This window comes from Isoptericola sp. b515, assembly GCF_030588125.1.
Lineage (GTDB): Bacteria > Actinomycetota > Actinomycetes > Actinomycetales > Cellulomonadaceae > Isoptericola > Isoptericola sediminis.
In genome coordinates this window covers 1-20,255 of sequence record NZ_JAUQYR010000005.1, presented here as the reverse complement: position 1 = coordinate 20,255, position 20,255 = coordinate 1, and the positions used below count along the sequence as shown (strand labels likewise).

Here is a 20,255-nt window from a genome sequence, read left to right as displayed (position 1 = left end):
ACGTGCTCACTGCGCCGGAGCGCCGGTGATGACGCTCATCGACTTCTCCAGCTCGGCCTCGATGGAGGCGAGCAGCCGCTCCTCGACCGACTCGACGCCGATCTCGTCGATCAGCTCGGCGAAGAAGCCGCGCACGACGAGACGACGGGCGTCGATCTCGGGGATGCCGCGCGCCATGAGGTAGAAGAGCTGCTCGTCGTCGAACCGGCCGGTCGCCGAGGCGTGGCCCGCCCCGTCGATCTCACCGGTCTCGATCTCGAGGTTCGGCACCGAGTCCGCCCGCGCGCCGTCGGTCAGCACGAGGTTGCGGTTCAGCTCGTAGGTGTCCGTCGCCTCGGCCTCGGCGCGGATGAGCACGTCGCCCACCCACACGGTGTGCGCGGAGGCACCCTGGAGCGCGCCCTTGTAGGTGACGCGCGAGCGGCACCGCGGCACGGCGTGGTCGACGAAGAGCCGGTGCTCCTGGTGCTGGTCGGCGTCGGCGAAGTACAGCCCGACCATCTCGACCTCGCCGCCCTCGGCGGTGAAGGTCGCGTCCGGCGTGACGCGCACGACGTCGCCGCCGAAGGTCACCACGACGTGCTTGAGCTTGGCGTCACGGCCGATGCTCGCACGGTGCGAGGAGGCGTGCACGGCACCGTCTTCCCAGTCCTGGACGGACACGACGGTCAGCTGGGCGCCGTCCTCGACGAGGACCTCGACGGTCTGGTTCAGCAGCGCGTCCCCGCGGTGGTCGATGACCACGACGGCCTCGGAGTGCCGCTCGGCGTGCACCAGCAGGTGCGACGCGGTGGCGTCCTTCGAGGTGCCGTCGATCCGCACGGAGGTCGGGCCGGAGGCCACGGTGTCGGCCGGGACGGTCACCACGGTGGCCTCGCGCACGGCGTTCCACGCGGTGACGGCGGCACGGTCGCCGGGCTTGCCGGTGCGGCCGAGGCGCTCGTCGTCGCGTCCGACCGTCTCGACGGTGACCTCGGGGGCCGTCTCGACGGTCACGGCGACGCCGTCACCGGTCAGCTCGTCGGAGAACAGCGGCTGGAGCCGCGCCACCGGCGAGAAGCGCCACTCCTCCTCGCGGCCGGTGGGCACCGGGATGTCCGCGAGGTCGAAGGAGGTCTTGCGCTCGGCGCGCGAACCGGCGGGCACCACACCGTGGGAGTGGGCGCCGTCGGCGGTCGCGCGGGAGTGATCGGTAGTGAGAGTCATTTCAGCCGACGGACCCTTCCATCTGCAGCTCGATGAGGCGGTTGAGCTCGAGGGCGTACTCCATGGGCAGCTCCCGCGCGATGGGCTCGACGAACCCGCGCACGATCATGGCCATGGCCTCGGTCTCCTCCATGCCTCGGGACATGAGGTAGAACAGCTGGTCCTCGCTCACCTTGGACACCGTCGCCTCGTGCCCCATGGACACGTCGTCCTCGCGGACGTCGACGTACGGGTAGGTGTCGGACCGGGAGATCTGGTCGACGAGCAGCGCGTCGCACAGGACGTTCGACGCCGACGCCTCGGCACCCTCGAGCACCTGCACCAGACCGCGGTAGGAGGTGCGGCCGCCGCCACGGGCCACGGACTTCGAGACGATCGAGCTCGACGTGTGCGGGGCGGCGTGCACCATCTTGGCACCGGCGTCCTGGTGCTGGCCCTCGCCGGCGAAGGCGATGGACAGCGTCTCGCCGCGGGCGCGCTCGCCCAGCAGGTAGATCGCCGGGTACTTCATGGTGACCTTGGAGCCGATGTTGCCGTCGACCCACTCCATGGTGGCGCCGGCCTCGGCCGTGGCGCGCTTGGTCACCAGGTTGTAGACGTTGTTCGACCAGTTCTGGATGGTCGTGTAGCGCACGCGGGCGTTCTTCTTGACGACGATCTCCACGACCGCGGAGTGCAGCGAGTCGGTGGAGTAGATCGGCGCCGTGCAGCCCTCGACGTAGTGCACGTAGGAGCCCTCGTCGGCGATGATCAGCGTCCGCTCGAACTGGCCCATGTTCTCGGTGTTGATCCGGAAGTAGGCCTGCAGCGGGATGTCGACGTGCACGCCCGGCGGCACGTAGATGAACGAGCCGCCCGACCAGACGGCCGAGTTGAGCGCGGAGAACTTGTTGTCGCCGGCCGGGATGACCGTGCCGAAGTACTCCTCGAAGAGCTCCGGGTGCTCGCGCAGGCCGGTGTCGGTGTCGACGAAGATGACGCCCTGGGCCTCCAGGTCCTCACGGATCTGGTGGTAGACGACCTCGGACTCGTACTGCGCCGCGACGCCGGCCACGAGGCGCTGCTTCTCGGCCTCGGGGATCCCCAGCTTGTCGTACGTCGCCTTGATGTCCTCGGGCAGGTCCTCCCAGCTGGTGGCCTGCTTCTCCGTGGAGCGGACGAAGTACTTGATGCGGTCGAAGTCGATGCCCGTGAGGTCGGCGCCCCAGTTCGGCATCGGCTTCTTCTCGAACAGGCGCAGCGCCTTGAGCCGACGCTTGCGCATCCACTCGGGCTCGTCCTTCAGGTCCGAGATGTTGCGCACGACGGCCTCGTTCAGGCCGCGCTCGGCCGTCTGGCCGGCCGCGTCGTCGTCGTGCCAGCCGTACTCGTAGGCACCGATGGAGTTGATGATCTCCTCGTCGGTGCGCTGCTCCGGTGCCGCCTGGGCGGCGTCCTGGGTGGGGGCGCTCATCGTGTTCCTTCCTGCGTACCGCGGGAGCGGCCGGCGGGGGTGGTGGGAGCAAGCGGGACGTTGGTCACGCAGGCGTGCGCGCCGCCCGCGAGCGTGGCCAGACGTTGGACGTGGGTCCCGAGCAGCCGGGCGAAGGCGTCGGCCTCCGCCTCGCACAGCTCGGGGAAGTCCTCGGCCGCGTGCTGGACCGGGCAGTGGCCCTGGCACAGCTGGACCGTGGGAACCCGGGGGCCGGCGACCGGCCGCACCGAGGCGGCGTAGCCGTCGGCGGCGAGCAGGTCCGCGAGCTGGGCGGCCCGCTCGTGCGGGTCGGTGCCGGTCAGGCGCGGGGCGTAGCGACGCACGACGGCGTCGTTGCGTTCGGCGGCGAACTCCGCCACCGCCTGGTCCCCGGCCGTGCGGCGCAGGTAACGCATCACCTGCGTCGCGAGCTCGACGTCCTCGCCCCCGAGCTCGGCCTGTCCCGCGGTGCTCACCACGTAGCGCCGTGCGGGACGGCCCCGGCGGGCCTGACCGCCCGCGGGCCCGGCGTCGTGCACCGCGATGGTGCCGTCCTGCTCGAGGCAGGCGAGATGACGGCGCACGGCGGCGGAGGTGAGGCGCAGGGTGCGGGCCAGGTCACCGGCGGTGACCGGTCCGTCGCTGGCGACCAGTGCGAGGACCCGGCGGCGCGTGCCGTCGGTGTCCGCTCCGGCGTGCGGCACGGTGCCGACCGGTGTCGGGGTCGTCGTCAACGTGCTCACCTCCCGGGGTCGTCCGGGGCATCGCTCGGCCCGGACCTGACGTCGATATAGAGAACATCCTTGTTGCGAAATTGCGAATGTCAAGCAAGGCATGCCTCACCGAACCCCGCGACCGGCACGTTCGTGCGGGCGTCGGGACCGACGTCACAGAGGTTTCACCGGCGGTTCACCTCGCCCGGCGTGACCGTCGATCACTCCTCGACGATCTCGCCCTCGATGACGTCGTGACCGGACCCGGCCGGACCGGGCTGCCGGCCGATCGAGCGGAGCTTGACCCCCAGGGCGATGAGCGCCGCACCGATCACGACGGCGAAGACGCCCACCACGACGGCCATCGCGGTGATCGCCGTGCCGGGGTTGGCGAAGCAGACCACCGCCAGCGCGACGAAGAGGACCCCGGAGAGCAGGCTGAGCAGCCACGAGGCCCCTCCCCTGCCACGCACCGCGAACGCCCCCACGATCTGGAGCAGGCCGAAGATCATCGCCCAGATCCCGACCAGCACGACGGCGATCGTCAGGAACACCCCGGGCAGGAACAGCAGCGCGGCGCCGAACGCCACGGCCACCACGCCGATGCCGAGGTTGCCCGAACCCGCCGGGGTCCCGCGGCGACGCAGGCCGTCCACGAGCGAGACCAGGCCGTCCACGAGCACGAACGCGCCGAAGACCTGCACGAGCAGGTCCGGGACGTCGCGCGGGAGCACCATGGCCAGCAGGCCGAAGACCACGGCCAGGACGCCGCGGACGACCGGCCAGTACCAGATCCGTCGCGCGATCTGCGCCAGGTCGGCCGGCGGGGTGAAGGTGTAGAAGGACATCGTCGCTCCCTGGGTTCCGTCGCCTCGTAGAATCCTCGGGTGCCCACCACCGATGCGCCACCCGGCGCCGCCGTCGTCGTGCGCGGCCTGCGCAAGACCTACGCCGGCCGCGACGTCGTCGACGGGCTCGATCTGCAGGCTACCGCCGGAGCGGTGACCGCGGTGCTCGGCCCGAACGGCGCCGGCAAGACCACCACCGTCGAGTGCTGCGAGGGCCTGCGCTCCCCCGACGGAGGCACCGTCCGCGTTCTCGGCCTGGACCCCGTCGCCGACGCCGCCCGCCTGCGACCCCGCGTCGGGGTGATGCTCCAGGACGGCGGCCTGCCGACCGGCGTGCGGGCCGCGGAGATGCTCCGCCACGTGGCGGCCATGTACGCGGCGCCCCGTGACCTGCACGAGCTCTCCGCGCGGCTCGGTCTGGACGCCTTCGCCCGGACCACCGTCCGCCGCCTCTCCGGGGGCCAGCGCCAGCGGCTCGCGCTGGCGGCCGCCGTGGTCGGGCGCCCCGAGGTCGTGTTCCTCGACGAGCCGAGCGCCGGGCTGGACCCGCAGTCCCGGCACGCCGTGTGGGACCTCGTCCGCGAGCTGCGCGACGAGGGGGTCGCCGTCGTGCTGACCACGCACCTGATGGCCGAGGCCGAGGACCTGGCGGACCTCGTCCACGTCGTCGACCACGGACGCGTCATCGCCTCCGGGAGCGTGCCCGAGCTCGTGGCGGCCGGTCCCGGGTCCTCGCCCACGATCCGTCTGGAGGCTCGGCCCGGCCTCGACGTGGCCGCGCTCGCGACCCTCCTCGCCGAGGACGACGGCGACGCCTGGACGGCCGCCGAGCCGTCCCCCGGGGTGTACACCGTGACCGGCGACGCCGGACCGGCCGCGCTCGCGACGCTCACCGCGTGGCTCGCCGAGCAGGACGTGCTGGCACGTCGGGTCACCGTCGGACGGCGCACCCTCGAAGACGTCTTCCTCGACCTGACGGGACGGCACCTGCGATGAGCCCCTCGACCACCCCCGCGGTGCACGCCGGCGCGGCTTCTCCCGCCCGGCGCGTCGCGGCCCAGGCCGGGTTCGAGACCCGGGCGATCCTGCGCAACGGCGAACAGCTCCTCGTGACCATCGTGGTGCCCGTGCTCCTGCTCGTGGGCCTGGTGCGGACCTCCGTCGTCGAGCTGGACACCGCCGGCGCGACCCGCATCGACTTCGTCACCCCGGGCGTCCTCGCCCTGGCCTGTGTCACCACGGCCTTCACCTCGCAGTCCATCGCCACCGCCTTCGACCGGCGCAACGGCGTGCTGCGCCTCCTGGCCACCACGCCCCTGGGACGCGGCGGGCTGCTGGCGGGGAAGGTCCTCGGGGTGCTCGCCGTCGAGGCGGTCCAGGTCGTCGTGATCGGCACCGTCGCCCTCGCCCTCGGGTGGCGGCCCGAGCCGACGGGGCTGCTGCCCGCCGCAGGTCTGCTGCTGCTCGGCACCGCGGCCTTCACCGCCCTCGCCCTGCTCCTGGCCGGGACCCTGCGCGCGGAAGGGGTCCTCGCGGTGGCCAACCTCGTGCTGGTGCTGCTCGTCGTCGGCGGCGGGCTCATCGTGCCCCCGGCGGAGCTGCCCGGGCCGCTGGCCCACGTCGCGGCGTTCCTGCCCTCGGGGGCCCTCGGCGAAGGACTGCGCGGCGCCCTGCTGGGCGACGGCGTGCCCGCGCTGAGCGTCGTGGTGCTCGTGGCCTGGACGGCGGCCTTCGGTGCCGGCGCCGGACGGCTCTTCCGCTGGCACTGACCGACATCACACCCATGACCCCGACGACGGGCGAGAACGGCCCGCCGCAGCGGCTACCGTGGTGCTGTGAGCACGTCCGCACCCGCCGAGGCCTCCCGTACCCCCGCACGCCGTGACCGGCTCGCCCGGTTCCGCGGCTGGACCCGGGGCGTGCTGATCGCCAACGTGATCGCCCAGATCGGCATCATCGTCACCGGGGGCGCCGTGCGGCTCACCGGGTCCGGGCTGGGATGCTCCACGTGGCCGCAGTGCGAGCCCGGGAGCTTCACCCCCGTCTTCCACGCCGAGGTCGGGATCCACCCGTACATCGAGTTCGGCAACCGGCTCCTGACGTTCGTCCTGGCGGCGATCGCGGTGCTCGTGCTGCTCCTGGTCCTCACCGACCGCCGCCGGTCGCGTGCCTACCGGTGGCTCGGCGTCGTCCCGCTGGCCGGCGTCGTCGCCCAGGCCGTCATCGGCGGCGTCGTCGTCCTGCTCGACCTCCACCCGGCGTGGGTTTCGCTGCACTTCGTCGTCTCGGCGGCGCTGGTGTGGCTCGCCGCGTACCTGTTGCACCGGCACTGCGAGGGCGACGGGGCCCCGACCCCGGTCGGACCCCGCACCGTCACCCTCGCCGGGCGTGCCCTGGCGCTGCTCGTGGTGCCCGTCGTGCTGCTCGGCGTCGCCGTCACCGCCGCCGGACCGCACTCCGGGGACGCGGAGGTCGGCTACCGCCTGGCCGTCGACCCGCTGCTCATGACACGCGCCCACTCGGCCTCGGTGTGGTTGTTCGTCGGGGTGCTCACGGTGCTGCTGGTCCTGCTGCACCGGACCCCTGACGCTGCCGAGGACCCGCTCGTGCGCCGCGCGCGGGCCGGCGCGTGGCTCCTGCTCGCCGTGACCCTGGCACAGGGCGCGGTCGGCTACGTCCAGTACTTCACCGGGTTGCCCGAGATCCTCGTCGCCCTGCACATGCTGGGCGCGGGTCTGCTCGTGTGGGCGACGGCGAACGCCGTCCTGCGGCTGCGCACCCGCGCCTGACCCACCACGCCCGCGGTCAGTCGGGCAGCACTCCCCGGCGGTGGGGCCACTCCGCCTCCACAGGTCGCAGCGAGGCCCAGCCGCCGGCGCGGCTCGCCGCCGCGGCCAGGATGCCCGTCACGGCGGACGGGTTGTGCAGCTCACCGGCGAGGACGTGGGCGACCGCCTCGTCCAGCGGCACCCACGCCGTGACGATCTCGGCCTCCTCGCCGTGCCGTTCGTGGCGTTCGGCCTCCGGCACCTCGTGCACGTCCCGCGCCAGGAAGATCCGCACGGACTCGTTGCTGAAACCGGGCGTCGTCGCGTAGTCGGCCAGCACGTCCCAGCGGTCCGCGACGACGTCGGCCTCCTCGGCGAGCTCGCGCGCCGCCGCCTCGACGGCGGGTTCGCCGTCGACGTCGAGCAACCCGGCCGGCACCTCCCACATGACGGTGCGCACCGGGTGCCGGTACTGGCGCAGCAGCAGGACCCGGTCCTGCGGGTCCAGGACGACGATCGCGACGGCTCCGGGGTGGTCCAGGTACTCACGCGTCACGACGCCGGCGTCGCCGAGGTCGATGTCGTCGCGCACCAGGTCGAAGACCGTGCCGGCATGCACCGTGGTCCGGCCGACGACGGGCCGCGGGGCGACCTCGTCCCGGCCCGCGACGACCTCCGACGTCCGGCCGCTCATGCGGTCGCGCCCTGGCGCTCCAGGGCCGCGGCGACGAGGCCGGAGAACAGCGGGTGCGAGCCCGTCGGCCGGGACTTGAACTCCGGGTGCGCCTGCGTGCTGATGTAGTACGGGTGCACGTCGGCGGGGAGCTCGACGAACTCCACGAGGTCACCGTCGGGCGAGGTGCCGCTGATCCGCAGCCCGGCCTCCTCCAGCCGGTCGCGGTACAGGTTGTTCACCTCGTACCGGTGCCGGTGCCGCTCGGAGACCTCCGTGGTGCCGTAGGTCTTGGCCGCCACGGATCCCTCGGCCAGGGCCGCCGGGTAGGCACCGAGACGCATCGTGCCACCCAGGTCCCCGTCGCCGCCGACGATGGCGAGCTGCTCGGCCATGGTCGCGATGACGGGGTCGGCGGAGTCCGGGTCGAACTCCGTCGAGGACGCCTCCGTCAGCCCCAGCACGTTGCGTGCGTACTCGATGACCATGGACTGCAGCCCGAGGCAGATGCCCAGGGTGGGTACGAGGTTCTCACGCGCCCAGCGCAGCGCCCCGACCTTGCCGTCGATGCCGCGCACCCCGAAGCCGCCGGGCACGAGGACGGCGTCCACACCGGCCAGGGCCTCCTGGGCCCCCGCGGGCGTGGCGCAGTCGTCCGCCGCGACCCAGCGGATCCCGACCCGCGTGTCGTTGTCGAACCCGCCGGCGCGCAGGGCCTCGGTGACCGACAGGTAGGCGTCGGGCAGGTCGATGTACTTGCCGACCAACGCGATCTCGACGTTGTGCTCGGGGGCGTGCACCCGCTCCAGGACACGGTTCCAGCCGCCCCACTCGACGTCGTGGAACGGCAGGTCGAGCCGGCGCACCACGTAGGCGTCCAACCCCTCGGAGTGCACGACGCGCGGGATGTCGTAGATGCTCGGCGCGTCCGCCGCGTTGACGACCGCCTCGTTCTCCACGTCGCACATCATCGCGATCTTGTGCTTGATGGGGGTCGGCACGGTCCGGTCGGACCGCAGCACGATGGCGTCCGGCTGGATGCCGATCGAGCGCAGCGCGGCGACCGAGTGCTGGGTCGGCTTCGTCTTCAGCTCGCCGGAGGGCCCGATGTACGGCACGAGGGACACGTGCAGGAAGAAGCAGTCGTCGCGGCCGAGCTCGTGGCGCACCTGGCGGGCCGCCTCGAGGAACGGCAGCGACTCGATGTCTCCGACGGTGCCGCCGATCTCGGTGATGATCACGTCGACGTCGGGGCCCGCCTGGTCCCGCATCCGCAGCTTGATCTCGTCGGTGATGTGCGGGATGACCTGCACCGTGTCGCCGAGGTACTCCCCGCGGCGCTCCTTGGCGATGACGCGGGAGTAGACCTGGCCGGTGGTCACGTTGGACGAGGCCGGGAGCTCGACGTCGAGGAAGCGCTCGTAGTGCCCGATGTCCAGGTCGGTCTCGGCGCCGTCCTCGGTGACGAACACCTCGCCGTGCTGGAACGGGTTCATCGTGCCCGGGTCCACGTTGAGGTACGGGTCGAGCTTCTGCATCGTGACCCGCAGGCCGCGGGACCGCAGCAGGCGTCCGAGGGAGGAGGCCGTCAGCCCCTTGCCGAGAGACGAGGCGACGCCGCCCGTCACGAAGATGTGGCGCGTCGGGTGCGTGGCACCGGCGCGGCTCGAGGAACGGGAGGTTCGGTTCACGGTGTCAGCCACGGAACTCCATGCTAACCGAACCCCGCCCGCTCGGCGTGCGGGACACGGGGGTCGGGAGCGTGCCGTGCGGCACAGCGGGTCACCGGCGTCGCAGCAGCCGTCGCCCCGTGCCGAGGGCCCGCGACCGCACGCCCCGGTCGGCCACCGCCGCCGCGAGCAGGACCACGAGCGCCGCGAGCAGCCCCGCGAGCAGCCCCCAGCCGACGTCGGCGGCGATCCAGGCGGCCTCGAGGTCGTCCGTGGCACGATCCACGACCGGCACCGCCCAGCGCCCGGCGACCGCGCCGAGCGCGCCGGCGAGCACCGCGACACCACCGGTGCGCACCACGCCGCGCAGGGCGGGTACCCCGACCCGGCGCCGCACCGCCAGCAGCAGGGCGGCACCGGCGACGGTCATGCCGACCGTGGTGGCCCCGCCCAACCAGGCCAGCACGGCCTGCTCGGCGTCCGCTCCCCCGGCGAAGACCGGGACCGCGAGCCCGACGCCGACGGCGACGACGACCCAGCCGGACGCCGTCGCCACGACCGCGGCCCGGGGGGCGCCGACCGCGTACAGCAGGCGCGACAGCTGCAGGATCAGGGCGTAGCCGAGCAGGCCGGGTGCCATCCAGGCCAGCGCGGCGGCGAGCCCGTCGGCGTCCCCGTCCGCCACCACGCCGAAGACGTTCTCGACCAGCGGCGCCGCGGCGACGAGCGCGGCGGCACCGGCCGCCGAGACGACCACGAGGACCCGCGTGGTCGACGACACCAGCCGCGCGAGGTCGTCGCCGCGTCCCTGGGAGGCCAGCTCGGAGAACCGCGGGAAGGCGCTCGTCGCGATCGGGAAGGCCAGGACCGCGTACGGCAGGAAGTAGACGTTCTGGGCGTACAGGAAGATCGTCCAGGTCCCGTCACCCCCGGCCTCGTTGGCGGACGCCATCGTGGCCAGCAGCGCGAGCTGCTGCGCGACCAGCGCGCCGATGCCCGCCGAGGCCAGCCGTGCGGCCCGCCGGCCCTCGCCGTCCGGGAAGCGCAGGGTGGGGCGCAGCCGCAGGCCCGTCCGCGCGACGGGCACGACCAGCGGCAGCGCGAGGAACGCCACCCCCGCCGTCATGCCCCAGGCGAGCCAGCCGAGGGCCTGGGACGTGAGCTCGGCGACGTCCTGCTGGTTGCCCTCGGCCAGCTGCCCGAAGCGGGCGTAGACCCCGATGACGACGAGGCTGGAGACCAGCGGCGCGAACGCCGGCCAGAAGAAGCGGTTGTGGGCCTGCAGGATGCCGCCGAGGACGACGGCCAGGCCGTACAGCGGCACCTGCACGGCGAAGACCCGCAGGAAGTCCGCCGCGACGGCCACGTTGACCGGGTCGTGCAGCCGCAGGACGTGCTCGGCCAGGGGGTCGGCGAGCAGCGCCATGAGACCGGCGACCGGGACGAGGACCACGACGGTCCAGCCCAGCAGCGCCGAGGCGGTCCGCGAGGCGTTCTGCCGGTCCCCGCGCACGAGGAACCCGGACAGCAGCGGGACGACGGCACCCGTCAGGGCGCCGCCGGCCGCGATCTCGAACAGGACGTTCGGCAGCAGGTTCGCGGCGTTGAGGGGGGCGTCGACCCCGTCGGTTCCCACGAACCGGGCCTGCGCCAGCCAGCGCCCGAACCCGACGACCCGGCTCGCCAGCGTGACGACGGTGATCAGTGCCGCCGCGCCGGCGACCGCTGAGCCGATCCGCCGAGCGCCCGGCGCGCTCACCCGGCCGCGCCCCCGGCGTCGGGCGCCCGGCCCGCGACCGCCGCGGGTGCCGCGGGGCGCCGACCGAGCCGGTCGAGGCGCCGCAGCCACGGCGTGCGGTCGATGACGGTGGAGAAGCTGACCCGCTCCGACGCGAGCGTCAGCCCCACCACGGCGGCCAGCGCCCCGACCCGGACCGGGCGGGACGCGGAGACCGCCCACTGCGCCCCCACGAAGGCACCCAGAGCGTTCGCCCCACCGTCGCCGAGCATGTCGCGCTCGGCCAGGTCGGCGGGCGCGGACGCCGCCGCGACACCCAGCACCGCACCCGTGGTCCCGCCGCCCGGTGCGGCGAGCACCCCCGCGGACAGCGCCGCGGAGGCCTTCAGCGCCCTGCCCGGGCGCAGGTCGAGCAGGTTCACGAGGTTCGCGGTGCCGGCGATCAGCGCGCCGTTGACGACGACGTCCGCCAGGTGCCCGGCCGCACCGCCCCGACGAGGTGTCCCGACCGCCGCGGCGAGGAGCGCCGTCGTCCCGATACCCAGGACCTTCAGGCCGCCGGTCGTGACCTCGCCGCGCGACAGCGCGCCCAGGTGACCCCGCAGCCCCTTGGTGCGGGTGGTGGTGTCCTCGGCGAGGTCGTCCACCACGCCGAACGCCGCGGCGCCCGTGGTCGCCGTCACCAGCGCCGCACGCGTCCTGGTGTCGGCACCGCCCACGACCGCTCCCACGACGAGCCCGGCGGCCGCCGCCGGGCCCTCCAGCATGGAGACGGGTTCGTCGCGATGGTTCGTCCGCGTCCACCGCTCGCGCCCGCCGGGTGGTGCGGACTCCAGCACCCGGCGCGCGACAGCGGTCGCCACGGCGGCGGACAGCCCGGCCGCCAGCAGACGGAGCGACCGCATCAGGAGTCCTCGCCGGTCGTCCCGGTGTCCCCGGTGGACGCCTCGTCACCGGCCGTGCCACCGGACTCCTGCGCGGTGTCCTCCCCGTCGGGGGCCCGGACCACCGGGGGCACGGCCTCGGCGTCCTCCTCGAACCCGTACTGCCCGACCTCGTCGGCCGCCTGCGCGGCGATCGCCAGCGGGACGTTCATCCGCATGGTCTCCTGCTCGATCCCGCTGACCGTGCTCGTGGACGCCACGACCTCCTCGGTCGCCCGCAGCTCGGTGAGCAGGTCGCCGTCGACCGCGGTCGGGCCGGCCACGACGACCGTGCCCGCCACCGACTGCAGCGTCACCACGGTGCTCGGCACGTCGACGTCCTCGTCCACCTCCGGCGACTCCGAGCCGGGTGCACCGTCGTCCTTGGCCGCACCCGCGGTGAGCAGCAGCACCGCGTCCGCGGGCGCCGACGGCGCGAACCGGGAGTCGACGAGGCCGACCTGGGTGAGCAGCTGGTAGAGCTCGACGGCGCGGTCGCTGCGCTGTCCCGGCGTCTGCTCGTCGGCCTCGGTCAGGGCCACGCCCAGCACCGTGCCGAGCACCTGGGACGTGGTGGCGTCCTCGGCGACCATGTCCTCGAGACGGCCCCGCTGGCCGTCCGCGACCGTGTCGCGGAGCACCGAGTCGTCGACGGCGTCCCAGGACTCGGTCATCGAGGACTGGGCCACCACCCGGGCCCCGGCGGCCTCGAGCTGGTTCACGACGTCGAGCTCCAGGGTCTCGGAGATGCCGTCGACGTCCACGACGGCCACGTTGACGTCCTCGAGCGAGCCGTCGACCAGCTCGGCACCGGCCCCCAGGGCGTACGCCTGCAGGTCGGCGAGCTCCGCCTCGGTCGCGGTGAGGCTGTCGCGCAGGGCGGTGCGCTCCACGCGCAGCGCCTCCACCTGGTCCGTGAGCTGGTCCCCGATGGCGTTCTGCAGGGGGCCGGCGCCCAGGATGATGCCGACCGCGAGCGCCAGGAAGACGCTGATCAGCGAGACGAGGTGGTAACGGAAGTCGATCACGGGGTCGGGGTGCTCCTAGGTCGAGGGGATCGCGGGCGGCTCAGCCGCCGAAGAGGCTACCGATCCACGACACGAGGTCGTCGATCTGGGCTCCGACGAGCCCGAACGCGGTCTGCCCGGCTGCCGTCGACCACAGGGCGGCCAGGACCGCCGCCACGCCGGCGAGCGACAGCAGTGTCAGCTGCAGGTTGGAGATCCTGGTGCGGTACAGCCGGGAGACACCCTTGGCGTCGACCAGCTTGCCGCCCACCCGCAGCCGGGTCAGGAAGGTGCTCGCCATGCCGGCGCGGCCCTTGTCGAGGAACTCCACCAGGGTGGCGTGGGTGCCGACCGCGACGATCAGCTTGGCGCCCTTGTCGTCGGCGAGCAGCATCGCGATGTCCTCGCTGGTGCCGGTGGCCGGGAACACGACGGGGTCGACCCCCAGCGCCCGCACGCGCTCCAGTCCCGGGGCGTTGCCGTCGCGGTAGGCGTGCACGACGATCTCGGCGCCGCAGGACAGTGCACGGTCCGAGACCGAGTCCATGTCCCCGACGATCATGTCCGGCCGGTACCCGGCGTCCAGGATGGCGTCCGCCCCGCCGTCGACACCGACCAGCACGGGCCGGTTCTCCGCGATGTACGAGCGCAGCATCGCGAGGTCCTCGCGGTAGTGGTACCCGCGCACGACGATCAGCACGTGCCGGCCGTCGATCTCGGTGCGCACGTCCGGCACGCCCACGCCGTCGAGCAGCAGGTCGCGCTCACGCCGCAGGTACGACAGCGTGTTCTCGGCGAACCGCTCGATCTCGTCGGAGAGCCCCTCGCGCGCGGCGGCGAGGTCCCGCTCCACGGTCTCGGGCGTCTGCCGGGTGCCCGTCGCGAAGCGCTGACCGTCCACGAGCACGGCGCCGCCCTCGACGGTCACCCGCGCGCCGTCGTGCACGGTCATGATCTCCGGACCGAGGTCGTCGACCAGGATGATGCCCGCCTGCAGCAGGATGTCGGGACCCGCGTTCGGGTAGCGGCCGGTCGTCGACGGCGCGGCGTTGAGCACCGCGCACGGGCCGGCGGCCACCAGCGCCTCGGCGGCGACCCGGTCGATGTCGGCGTGGTCGATGACGGCGACGTCGCCCGGACGCAGCCGCTTGGTGAGGTCCTTGGTCCGCGCGCCGACGCGCGCCGTGCCCCCGCCGTCGGCGTCGTCGCTGGTGTCGGGGCTGCGGTCGGCCCGGCGCAGGATCATTTTCATCGCCGCCTATCGTCCCACGGCCGAGGACTCGAGAAGTTCGAGGGCATGCTGACGTGCCGTCGCGGAGTCCTCCTGGCCGGACAGCATCCGCGCCAGCTCGCGGACCCGGTCGTCCTCGGCGACCTGCTGGACCCCGGTGACGGTGACGTCGTCGCCCTCGGTCGCCTTCGTCACGACCAGGTGGGCGTCCGCGAACGCGGCCACCTGCGCCAGGTGCGTGACCACCACCACCTGGGTGCGACGGGCCAGCTGCGCCAGGCGGCGGCCGACCTCCACGGCGGCGCGGCCCCCGACCCCGGCGTCGACCTCGTCGAACACGAAGGTGGGCAGCACGGGCTCGTCGCCGGCCGTGGCCAGGGCGACCTCGACCGCCAGCATGACGCGCGAGAGCTCACCGCCGGAGGCTCCCTTGCCCAACGGGCGGGCGGGGGCCCCGGGGTGCGGTTCGAGCAGGAAGGCGACCTGGTCCGCACCCGAGGGCCCGGGGTCGGTCCCGCGCACCTCGACCTCGAGGCGCGCCCCGGACATCGCGAGGCCCGACAGCTCGGCGGTGACCGCCTCGGCGAGCCGGTCGGAGGCGGCCCGACGCCCCGCCGTCACCCGCGTGGCGAGCTCGGCGAGGCGGTCGTCCAGCTCGACGACCCGGTCGCGCATCGCGGTGACGCGGTCGTCCCCGTCGTCCAGGTCGAGGAGCCTCAGCCCGGCGTCGGAGGCCCAGCGCAGCACCTCGTCGACGGTGTCGCCGTAGCTGCGGGTCAGCGTGCCGAGCTCCGCGAGTCGCTGGTGCGCCGTCTCCAGCGCGGCCGGGTCGGCCTGCAGGTCGGCCACGTAGCCGGACAGCTCGGTCGCCACGTCGTTGACGAGGTAGGTCGCCTCCGCGAGCCGCCCGGCCTGCTCGCCGAGCGCCGGGTCCGCCTCCGCGACGGCCTCCAGGGAGCGACGGGCCTGCTCGAGCGCGTGCACGGCCGACCCCTCGGTCTCCATGTCGAGGCCGACGACGGCGTCGTGCGCCCGCTGGGCGGCCTGCCGCAGCTCCTCGGCGTTGCCGAGCCGCGACGTGAGGGCGGTCAGCTCCGCGTCCTCGCCGGGCTGCGGGTCGATGCGCTCGACCTCGGCCAGCCCGAGCCGCAGCAGCTCCGCCTCGCGGGCGCGTTCGGCGGCGCGCGACGTCAGGTCGTCGATCTCGGCCCGCAGCCCGGCCCGTTCGGTCCACGCCGTGCGGTAGGCGGACAGCACCTCCGCGTGCTCGGACCCGGCGAACCGGTCGAGAGCCTCGCGCTGCTTGGCCGGCGTCCGCAGCCGCAGCTGGTCGGACTGCCCGTGGACCGTCACGAGCTCGTCGGCGACCTCGGCCAGGACCCCCTGGGGCACTCCGCGTCCGCCGAGGTGGGCGCGGGACCGGCCCGCGGCGACCGTGCGCACGACCACGACCGAGCCGTCGTCGTCCACGCTGCCCCCGGCGTCGTCGACCCGTCCGACGACCTCGGGGTGACGGGTCAGGTCGATCCGGCCCTCCACGACGGCCCGCTCGGCACCGGGCCGGATGCCGCCCGGGTCGGCCTTGCCACCCATGAGCAGCCCGAGCCCGGTCAGCACCATGGTCTTGCCCGCACCGGTCTCACCGGTGATCACGGTCAGGCCCGCGGACAGCGGGACCCGTGCCGAGCGAATGACCCCGAGGTCCTCGATCGCGATCTCCTCGAGCACCCTCACGCCTCCTTCTGGCCCTGGTCGGTGGGCACGGACCGCCGCGCCGACCCGTCGGCGGCCTGCCGCCAGCCGATGACGGGCAGGTTGAACTTGGACACGAGCCGGTCCGTGAACGGGGCCGGCATCAGGCGGGCGAACCGGAGCGGGATCGCGCCGCTGCGGACGTGCACGCGGGAGCCGGCGGGCAGCTCGATGCTGCGCCGGCCGTCGCACGTCAGCACGCCGGGGACGGGACTGCGCTCCAGGACCTCCACGACGTACTCCGAGCGCGGGCTGATCACCAGGGGCCGGGAGAACAACGCGTGGGCGGACAGGGGCACCAGCAGGACGGCGTCGACGTCCGGCCACATCACCGGTCCCCCGGCGGAGAAGGCGTGCGCCGTGGAGCCGGTCGCGGTCGAGACCAGCACGCCGTCGCACCCGAAGGAGCTCAGCGGACGACCGTCGACGGCGATCCCGACCTCGAGCATGCGCTCGCGGTCACCCTTCTCGATCGTGGCCTCGTTCAGCGCCCAGCCCGTGACGGGCTCGTCCTGGTCCGGCCGGTGCACGACGACGTCGACCACGCGCCGCTCCTCGACGACGTAGTCGTGGGCCGCCAGCCGGCGCACGGCGTCGTGCAGGTTCTCGCGCTCGGACTCGGCGAGGAAGCCGACGTGGCCCAGGTTGACCCCGAGCAGGGGCACGTCCGTGCCGTGCGTCAGCTCCGCGGCGCGCAGGATGGTGCCGTCCCCGCCGAGCACCATGACGACCTCGGACTCGGCGACGCCCTCGCGCAGCCGGACCGAGGAGATCCGGTCGCCGAAGGTCTCGGCGAGGTCGTCGTCGTGCAGCGTGACCTCGAAGCCGGCCGCCTCGAGCTCCTCGACCGCCTCGGACATCGCGGCGACGGCGCGTGGACGGCCCGCGTGGGTCACGATCAGGACGCGGCGCGTCATCTCTCACCTCCCGTGCCGGGCCGGGCCACGGCGATCACCGGCGGCAGCTGGCCGTCGGGCTCCCAGGCGGCGGACCGGTCCGCCGCCTGCCGCACGGCGCCGTCGTCGGCCGTGGCGACCTCGGCCGAACGACGCAGCCAGACGAAGAACTCCCGGTTGCCGCTGGGCCCGGGCACCGGGCTGGGCACGACGGCCCGTGGCACGAGCCCGTGGCCGGCGGCTGCCGTGACGACGTCCGTCACCGCCGCGGCGTGCAGCGACGGGTCGCGGACGACGCCCCCGCTGCCGAGACGGTCCCTCCCCACCTCGAACTGCGGCTTGACCAGGAGCAGCAGGTCGGCCCCCGGCGGGACGGACGCGGCCACCGGACCCAGCACGAGCCGCAGGGAGATGAACGACAGGTCACCGACGACGACGTCGGGCGGCACGGGCAGGTCGTCGGGCGTGAGGTCGCGGACGTTGAACCCTTCCACGACGGTGACGCGAGGGTCGCTGCGCAGCGCGTCGACGAGCTGGTCGTGCCCGACGTCCATCGCGACGACGTGCGACGCCCCACGACGCAGCAGCACGTCGGTGAACCCGCCGGTGGAGGCGCCCAGGTCCAGGCAGCGGGCGCCGGCGAGCCGGTCCGTCAGGGCACGACCCGCCGGCTGCCGCGACAGGGCGTCCAACGCCCCGGCGAGCTTGCCGCCGGCACGTGAGGCGTAGCCGGGATCGTCCGGGTCGGGGGTGACGGTCAGACGGTCGTCGTCGCCGACGGGTGCGGACGCCTTGGTGACGACGGTCCCGTCGACCAGGACCCGCCCCTCGGCGACGAACGCGGTGGCCTGGCGACGGGACCGGGCCAGTCCGCGCCGCACGAGCTCGCTGTCGGCACGGCTGGGCATCAGGCCTCCGCTCCGTCCGTCCTCGAGCCCTCGGGGTCGTCCAGACGCGCCCGCAGGTGCTCGTGCACGGCCTCGAAACGCGCCGGGTGCTCGGTCGTCGGCAGGTCGTCGAGCCCGTCCAGCGGGGCGAGAGAGGTGGTGCGGTCGGTCGGCTGGTCGCCGACGGCGGTCGCGTCGTCCGACATGGCACTCCCCTCGATCGATCCTGCTCAACGCTACCTGGTCGGGCCCGTCCGGCCGTCCCGACGCACAGGAGCCCTCAGGCGGTCAGTTCCGGCACGCTGTCCGCGGCGACCTGCTCGCCGTCGTCGGCGGCGCTCCATGCGGCGGTACAGGCTGCCCGCACGACGTCGATGCCGGCGGGGCCCTGGTCGTCGAGCTCGAGCCGGCCGTCGACGACGCGGGCCGCCCGGTCACCGCACCGCCACCAGCCGCCCTCGCGGGACGGTGCCTCGTGCGGCTCGAGGAGGGACCGCAGGTCCGCCCCCACGAAGTGCGGGCGCAGGCCCGGCTCGGCCAGCACCGCGTCCCGGGCCGAGGAGACCCCGGTCAGGACGTGCAGGCCGGCGTAGCCGGCGGCCCGGGCACCGGCCAGGTCGGTGTCCAGCCGGTCCCCGATCACCAGGGGTCGTTCGGCACCGACGCGGTCGACGGCCAGGCGGTACATCGTCGGCGAGGGTTTGCCCGCGCTGTCCGGCTCGATCCCGGTCGCGGCGACGACGGCCGCGACGAGCGCACCGTTGCCGGGCGCGAAGCCCCGGGCGGTCGGCAGGGACATGTCGCGGTTGCTCGCGACGTGCCAGGCGCCGCCGGCGACCGCGTAGGCCGCCTCGGCCAGGTCGGCCCACGCCAGCTCCGGGGCGAATCCCTGCGCCACGGCGTCCGGCGCGTCGTCGGCGCTGCCGACGACCTCGAAACCCGCCTCGCGCACCGCGGTGACCAGTCCCCGTCCGCCGACGACCAGCACGCGGGCCCCCGGCGCGAGGCGCGAGGAGAGGAGGCTGGCGCAGGCCTGCGCAGCCGTCATGACCTCGTCCGGTGACGTGGGGATGTCGAGGTCGCTCAGCTGGCCGGACACCTCCTCGGGCTCACGCGAGGCGTTGTTGGTCACGAAGAGCAACTGCAGGCCGGTGTCACGCGCCGAGCCCAGGCTCGCGGCCGCGTGGTCGATCGGCAGGTGACCCTGGTAGGCCACCCCGTCGAGGTCGACGAGAGCGAGGTCGTAGGCCTCGGCGAGCGGGACGTCGCAGGCCTCGAGACCGGCGCTCACCGGTCGTCCTCCGCCTCGTTCCCCTCGTCGGCCGACTCGTCGTAGGCGTCGAACACGACGACGTCCTCGTCGGGCGTCGCGGCGGCACCGATGGCCCGCTCGAGCGCCACCGGGTCGACACCTGCCAGGACCGTCGCGGCCTCGTCGGACCGTCCCGCAGCCTCCAGAGCGACGGCCCGCGCCTGCAGGACGCGCAGACCGAGGTCACCACGTCGCTCCGACGCGGGGATGCGGTCAAGCACCACCAGTGCGGCGTCGTGCTCGCCGAGGTCGGTGCGGGCGCCGCTGACGACGATGGCCAGCTCCGTCCGCGCCGCGGCGTCGAGCGTGCGCGCCTCCTCGGACCCGGCCAGCGCGATCGCGCGCTCCGGACGCCCGAGCCCGCGTTCCGCGTCGGCCATCAACGGCAGGTGCTCAGAGGAGCCGTTCAGGCGCCGCACCGTGCGCAGCTCGCGCAGCGCCTCGGCGTAGCGTCCGGTGCGGTAGGCGGCGATCCCCGCGGCCTCGCGCACGACGTCGATGCGCCCGGCACGGCGGACCGCCGCCTGGGCGTGGGCGTAGGCGAGCTCCGGGTCGCTGTCGAGCAGGCGACCGGCCATGACGAGATGGGCGCCCACCCGCTCGGCGTTCTCCTTGCTCAGTCCGCGCAGCCGGGCACGTGCCTCCTTGTCGAGGTCACGCATGTGCACGTCCTCGGGGAGCTGCGGGTCACGGGGGCCACGGTCGGCCGGGGCGGAGGGTCGATCGCCCCGGGGCGCACCGCGGTTGCCACGGTGCTGGTCGTCCGCGCGGTCCCGGTGACCGCCGTGCGGGTGGCCTCCGTCGCGACGACGCGAGTCGTTCCCACGGCGGGGCTGGTCGCCACGTCCGGGACGACCGTCCCGCGACGGGCGGCCCCGAGGGGCTCCCCCGCGCGAACCTCCGCGTGGCGCTCCCCGGCGCGGGTCGTGTCCGTCGCCGGAATCCGGGGTGCCGCGCGGCGTGTCGTTCACTGTGGTCCTCTCGTGACTGGGCAACGCCCGATTCTCCCATGTCCGTCGGCCGGCCCGCGAACCGGCCCCCCGCGGGCTGCGGTGGGCGCGTGTGGAGTCGCCCACACAGCAGCAGGCCCCCCACCTGTGGTGGGGGGCCTGCTGTGAAGGGTGTCCGGCGGCGTCCTACTCTCCCACCCCGTCTCCAGGGCAGTACCATCGGCGCTG

General features: G+C 74.1%; 19 protein-coding genes. 3 read left to right on the top strand and 16 right to left on the bottom strand.

What is annotated here, in order from left to right:
• Nucleotides 1–6: 6 nt before the first annotated feature.
• The 4 genes from sufD to Q6350_RS13865 all read right to left on the bottom strand — a co-directional run bounded on the left by sufD (nt 7) and on the right by Q6350_RS13865 (nt 4,220).
• Entirely contained in the window at nt 7–1,206 is a 1,200-nt protein-coding gene (sufD, locus tag Q6350_RS13880; protein WP_305066499.1) for a Fe-S cluster assembly protein SufD, read from the bottom strand.
• 1 nt (nt 1,207) lies between these two features.
• On the bottom strand, nt 1,208–2,659 hold the full coding sequence (sufB, locus tag Q6350_RS13875; RefSeq protein WP_171245865.1) for a Fe-S cluster assembly protein SufB: 1,452 nt from the start codon (nt 2,657–2,659) through the stop codon (nt 1,208–1,210).
• Nucleotides 2,656–3,402 carry a metalloregulator ArsR/SmtB family transcription factor gene (locus Q6350_RS13870; protein WP_304603833.1) on the bottom strand — a complete coding sequence of 249 codons (747 nt, stop codon included), beginning with the start codon at nt 3,400–3,402 and terminating at the stop codon, nt 2,656–2,658. Before Q6350_RS13870 ends, sufB begins: the two co-directional genes overlap by 4 nt.
• Nucleotides 3,403–3,593: 191 nt before the next feature.
• On the bottom strand, nt 3,594–4,220 hold the full coding sequence (locus tag Q6350_RS13865) for an HdeD family acid-resistance protein (RefSeq protein ID WP_304603832.1): 627 nt from the start codon (nt 4,218–4,220) through the stop codon (nt 3,594–3,596).
• A gap of 39 nt (nt 4,221–4,259) precedes the next feature.
• Between Q6350_RS13865 and Q6350_RS13860 the strand changes: the two genes are divergently transcribed.
• The 3 genes from Q6350_RS13860 (at nt 4,260) to Q6350_RS13850 (ending at nt 7,009) form a co-directional block, all read left to right on the top strand.
• Entirely contained in the window at nt 4,260–5,216 is a 957-nt protein-coding gene (locus Q6350_RS13860) for an ABC transporter ATP-binding protein (RefSeq protein WP_304603831.1), read from the top strand.
• The gene (locus Q6350_RS13855) at nt 5,213–5,989 is read left to right on the top strand and encodes an ABC transporter permease (RefSeq protein WP_304607633.1); all 777 of its coding nucleotides are present in this window, start codon (nt 5,213–5,215) and stop codon (nt 5,987–5,989) included. Before Q6350_RS13860 ends, Q6350_RS13855 begins: the two co-directional genes overlap by 4 nt.
• 66 nt (nt 5,990–6,055) lie before the next feature.
• The gene (locus tag Q6350_RS13850) at nt 6,056–7,009 is read left to right on the top strand and encodes a heme A synthase (protein WP_304607632.1); all 954 of its coding nucleotides are present in this window, start codon (nt 6,056–6,058) and stop codon (nt 7,007–7,009) included.
• Nucleotides 7,010–7,025: 16 nt separating this feature from the next.
• On the opposite strand, the gene Q6350_RS13845 is transcribed toward Q6350_RS13850, so the two are convergent.
• From Q6350_RS13845 to Q6350_RS13790, 12 genes are all read right to left on the bottom strand, one after another.
• The gene (locus Q6350_RS13845; protein ID WP_304603828.1) at nt 7,026–7,682 is read right to left on the bottom strand and encodes an NUDIX hydrolase; all 657 of its coding nucleotides are present in this window, start codon (nt 7,680–7,682) and stop codon (nt 7,026–7,028) included.
• Nucleotides 7,679–9,364 carry a CTP synthase gene (locus tag Q6350_RS13840; protein WP_305066497.1) on the bottom strand — a complete coding sequence of 562 codons (1,686 nt, stop codon included), beginning with the start codon at nt 9,362–9,364 and terminating at the stop codon, nt 7,679–7,681. Before Q6350_RS13840 ends, Q6350_RS13845 begins: the two co-directional genes overlap by 4 nt.
• Before the next feature lie 79 nt (nt 9,365–9,443).
• Nucleotides 9,444–11,090 carry a murein biosynthesis integral membrane protein MurJ gene (gene murJ, locus Q6350_RS13835; protein WP_305066496.1) on the bottom strand — a complete coding sequence of 549 codons (1,647 nt, stop codon included), beginning with the start codon at nt 11,088–11,090 and terminating at the stop codon, nt 9,444–9,446.
• Nucleotides 11,087–11,974: a hypothetical protein gene (locus Q6350_RS13830; protein ID WP_304603825.1), complete on the bottom strand. Its 888-nt coding sequence runs from the start codon at nt 11,972–11,974 to the stop codon at nt 11,087–11,089. The genes murJ and Q6350_RS13830 overlap by 4 nt, the downstream gene beginning before the upstream one ends.
• Complete coding sequence (locus tag Q6350_RS13825; RefSeq protein ID WP_305066495.1) at nt 11,974–13,020, bottom strand: copper transporter; 1,047 nt, start codon at nt 13,018–13,020, stop codon at nt 11,974–11,976. The genes Q6350_RS13830 and Q6350_RS13825 overlap by 1 nt, the downstream gene beginning before the upstream one ends.
• A 40-nt stretch (nt 13,021–13,060) precedes the next feature.
• Nucleotides 13,061–14,251 (bottom strand): putative cytokinetic ring protein SteA, encoded by a 1,191-nt coding sequence (gene steA, locus Q6350_RS13820; protein WP_304603823.1) that lies wholly within the window; start codon nt 14,249–14,251, stop codon nt 13,061–13,063.
• A gap of 6 nt (nt 14,252–14,257) precedes the next feature.
• Nucleotides 14,258–15,958 (bottom strand): DNA repair protein RecN, encoded by a 1,701-nt coding sequence (gene recN, locus Q6350_RS13815; RefSeq protein ID WP_304604443.1) that lies wholly within the window; start codon nt 15,956–15,958, stop codon nt 14,258–14,260.
• Between the two features lie 2 nt (nt 15,959–15,960).
• The gene (locus tag Q6350_RS13810) at nt 15,961–16,899 is read right to left on the bottom strand and encodes an NAD kinase (protein ID WP_171245877.1); all 939 of its coding nucleotides are present in this window, start codon (nt 16,897–16,899) and stop codon (nt 15,961–15,963) included.
• On the bottom strand, nt 16,896–17,786 hold the full coding sequence (locus Q6350_RS13805) for a TlyA family RNA methyltransferase (RefSeq protein WP_304607630.1): 891 nt from the start codon (nt 17,784–17,786) through the stop codon (nt 16,896–16,898). Before Q6350_RS13805 ends, Q6350_RS13810 begins: the two co-directional genes overlap by 4 nt.
• A complete protein-coding gene (locus tag Q6350_RS13800; protein ID WP_171245879.1) occupies nt 17,786–17,971 on the bottom strand; it encodes a hypothetical protein in 186 nt (61 codons plus the stop codon). The genes Q6350_RS13805 and Q6350_RS13800 overlap by 1 nt, the downstream gene beginning before the upstream one ends.
• Before the next feature lie 74 nt (nt 17,972–18,045).
• The gene (locus tag Q6350_RS13795; protein WP_305066493.1) at nt 18,046–19,056 is read right to left on the bottom strand and encodes an HAD-IIA family hydrolase; all 1,011 of its coding nucleotides are present in this window, start codon (nt 19,054–19,056) and stop codon (nt 18,046–18,048) included.
• On the bottom strand, nt 19,053–19,739 hold the full coding sequence (locus Q6350_RS13790) for a hypothetical protein (protein ID WP_304603820.1): 687 nt from the start codon (nt 19,737–19,739) through the stop codon (nt 19,053–19,055). The genes Q6350_RS13795 and Q6350_RS13790 overlap by 4 nt, the downstream gene beginning before the upstream one ends.
• Nucleotides 19,740–20,255: the final 516 nt, after the last annotated feature.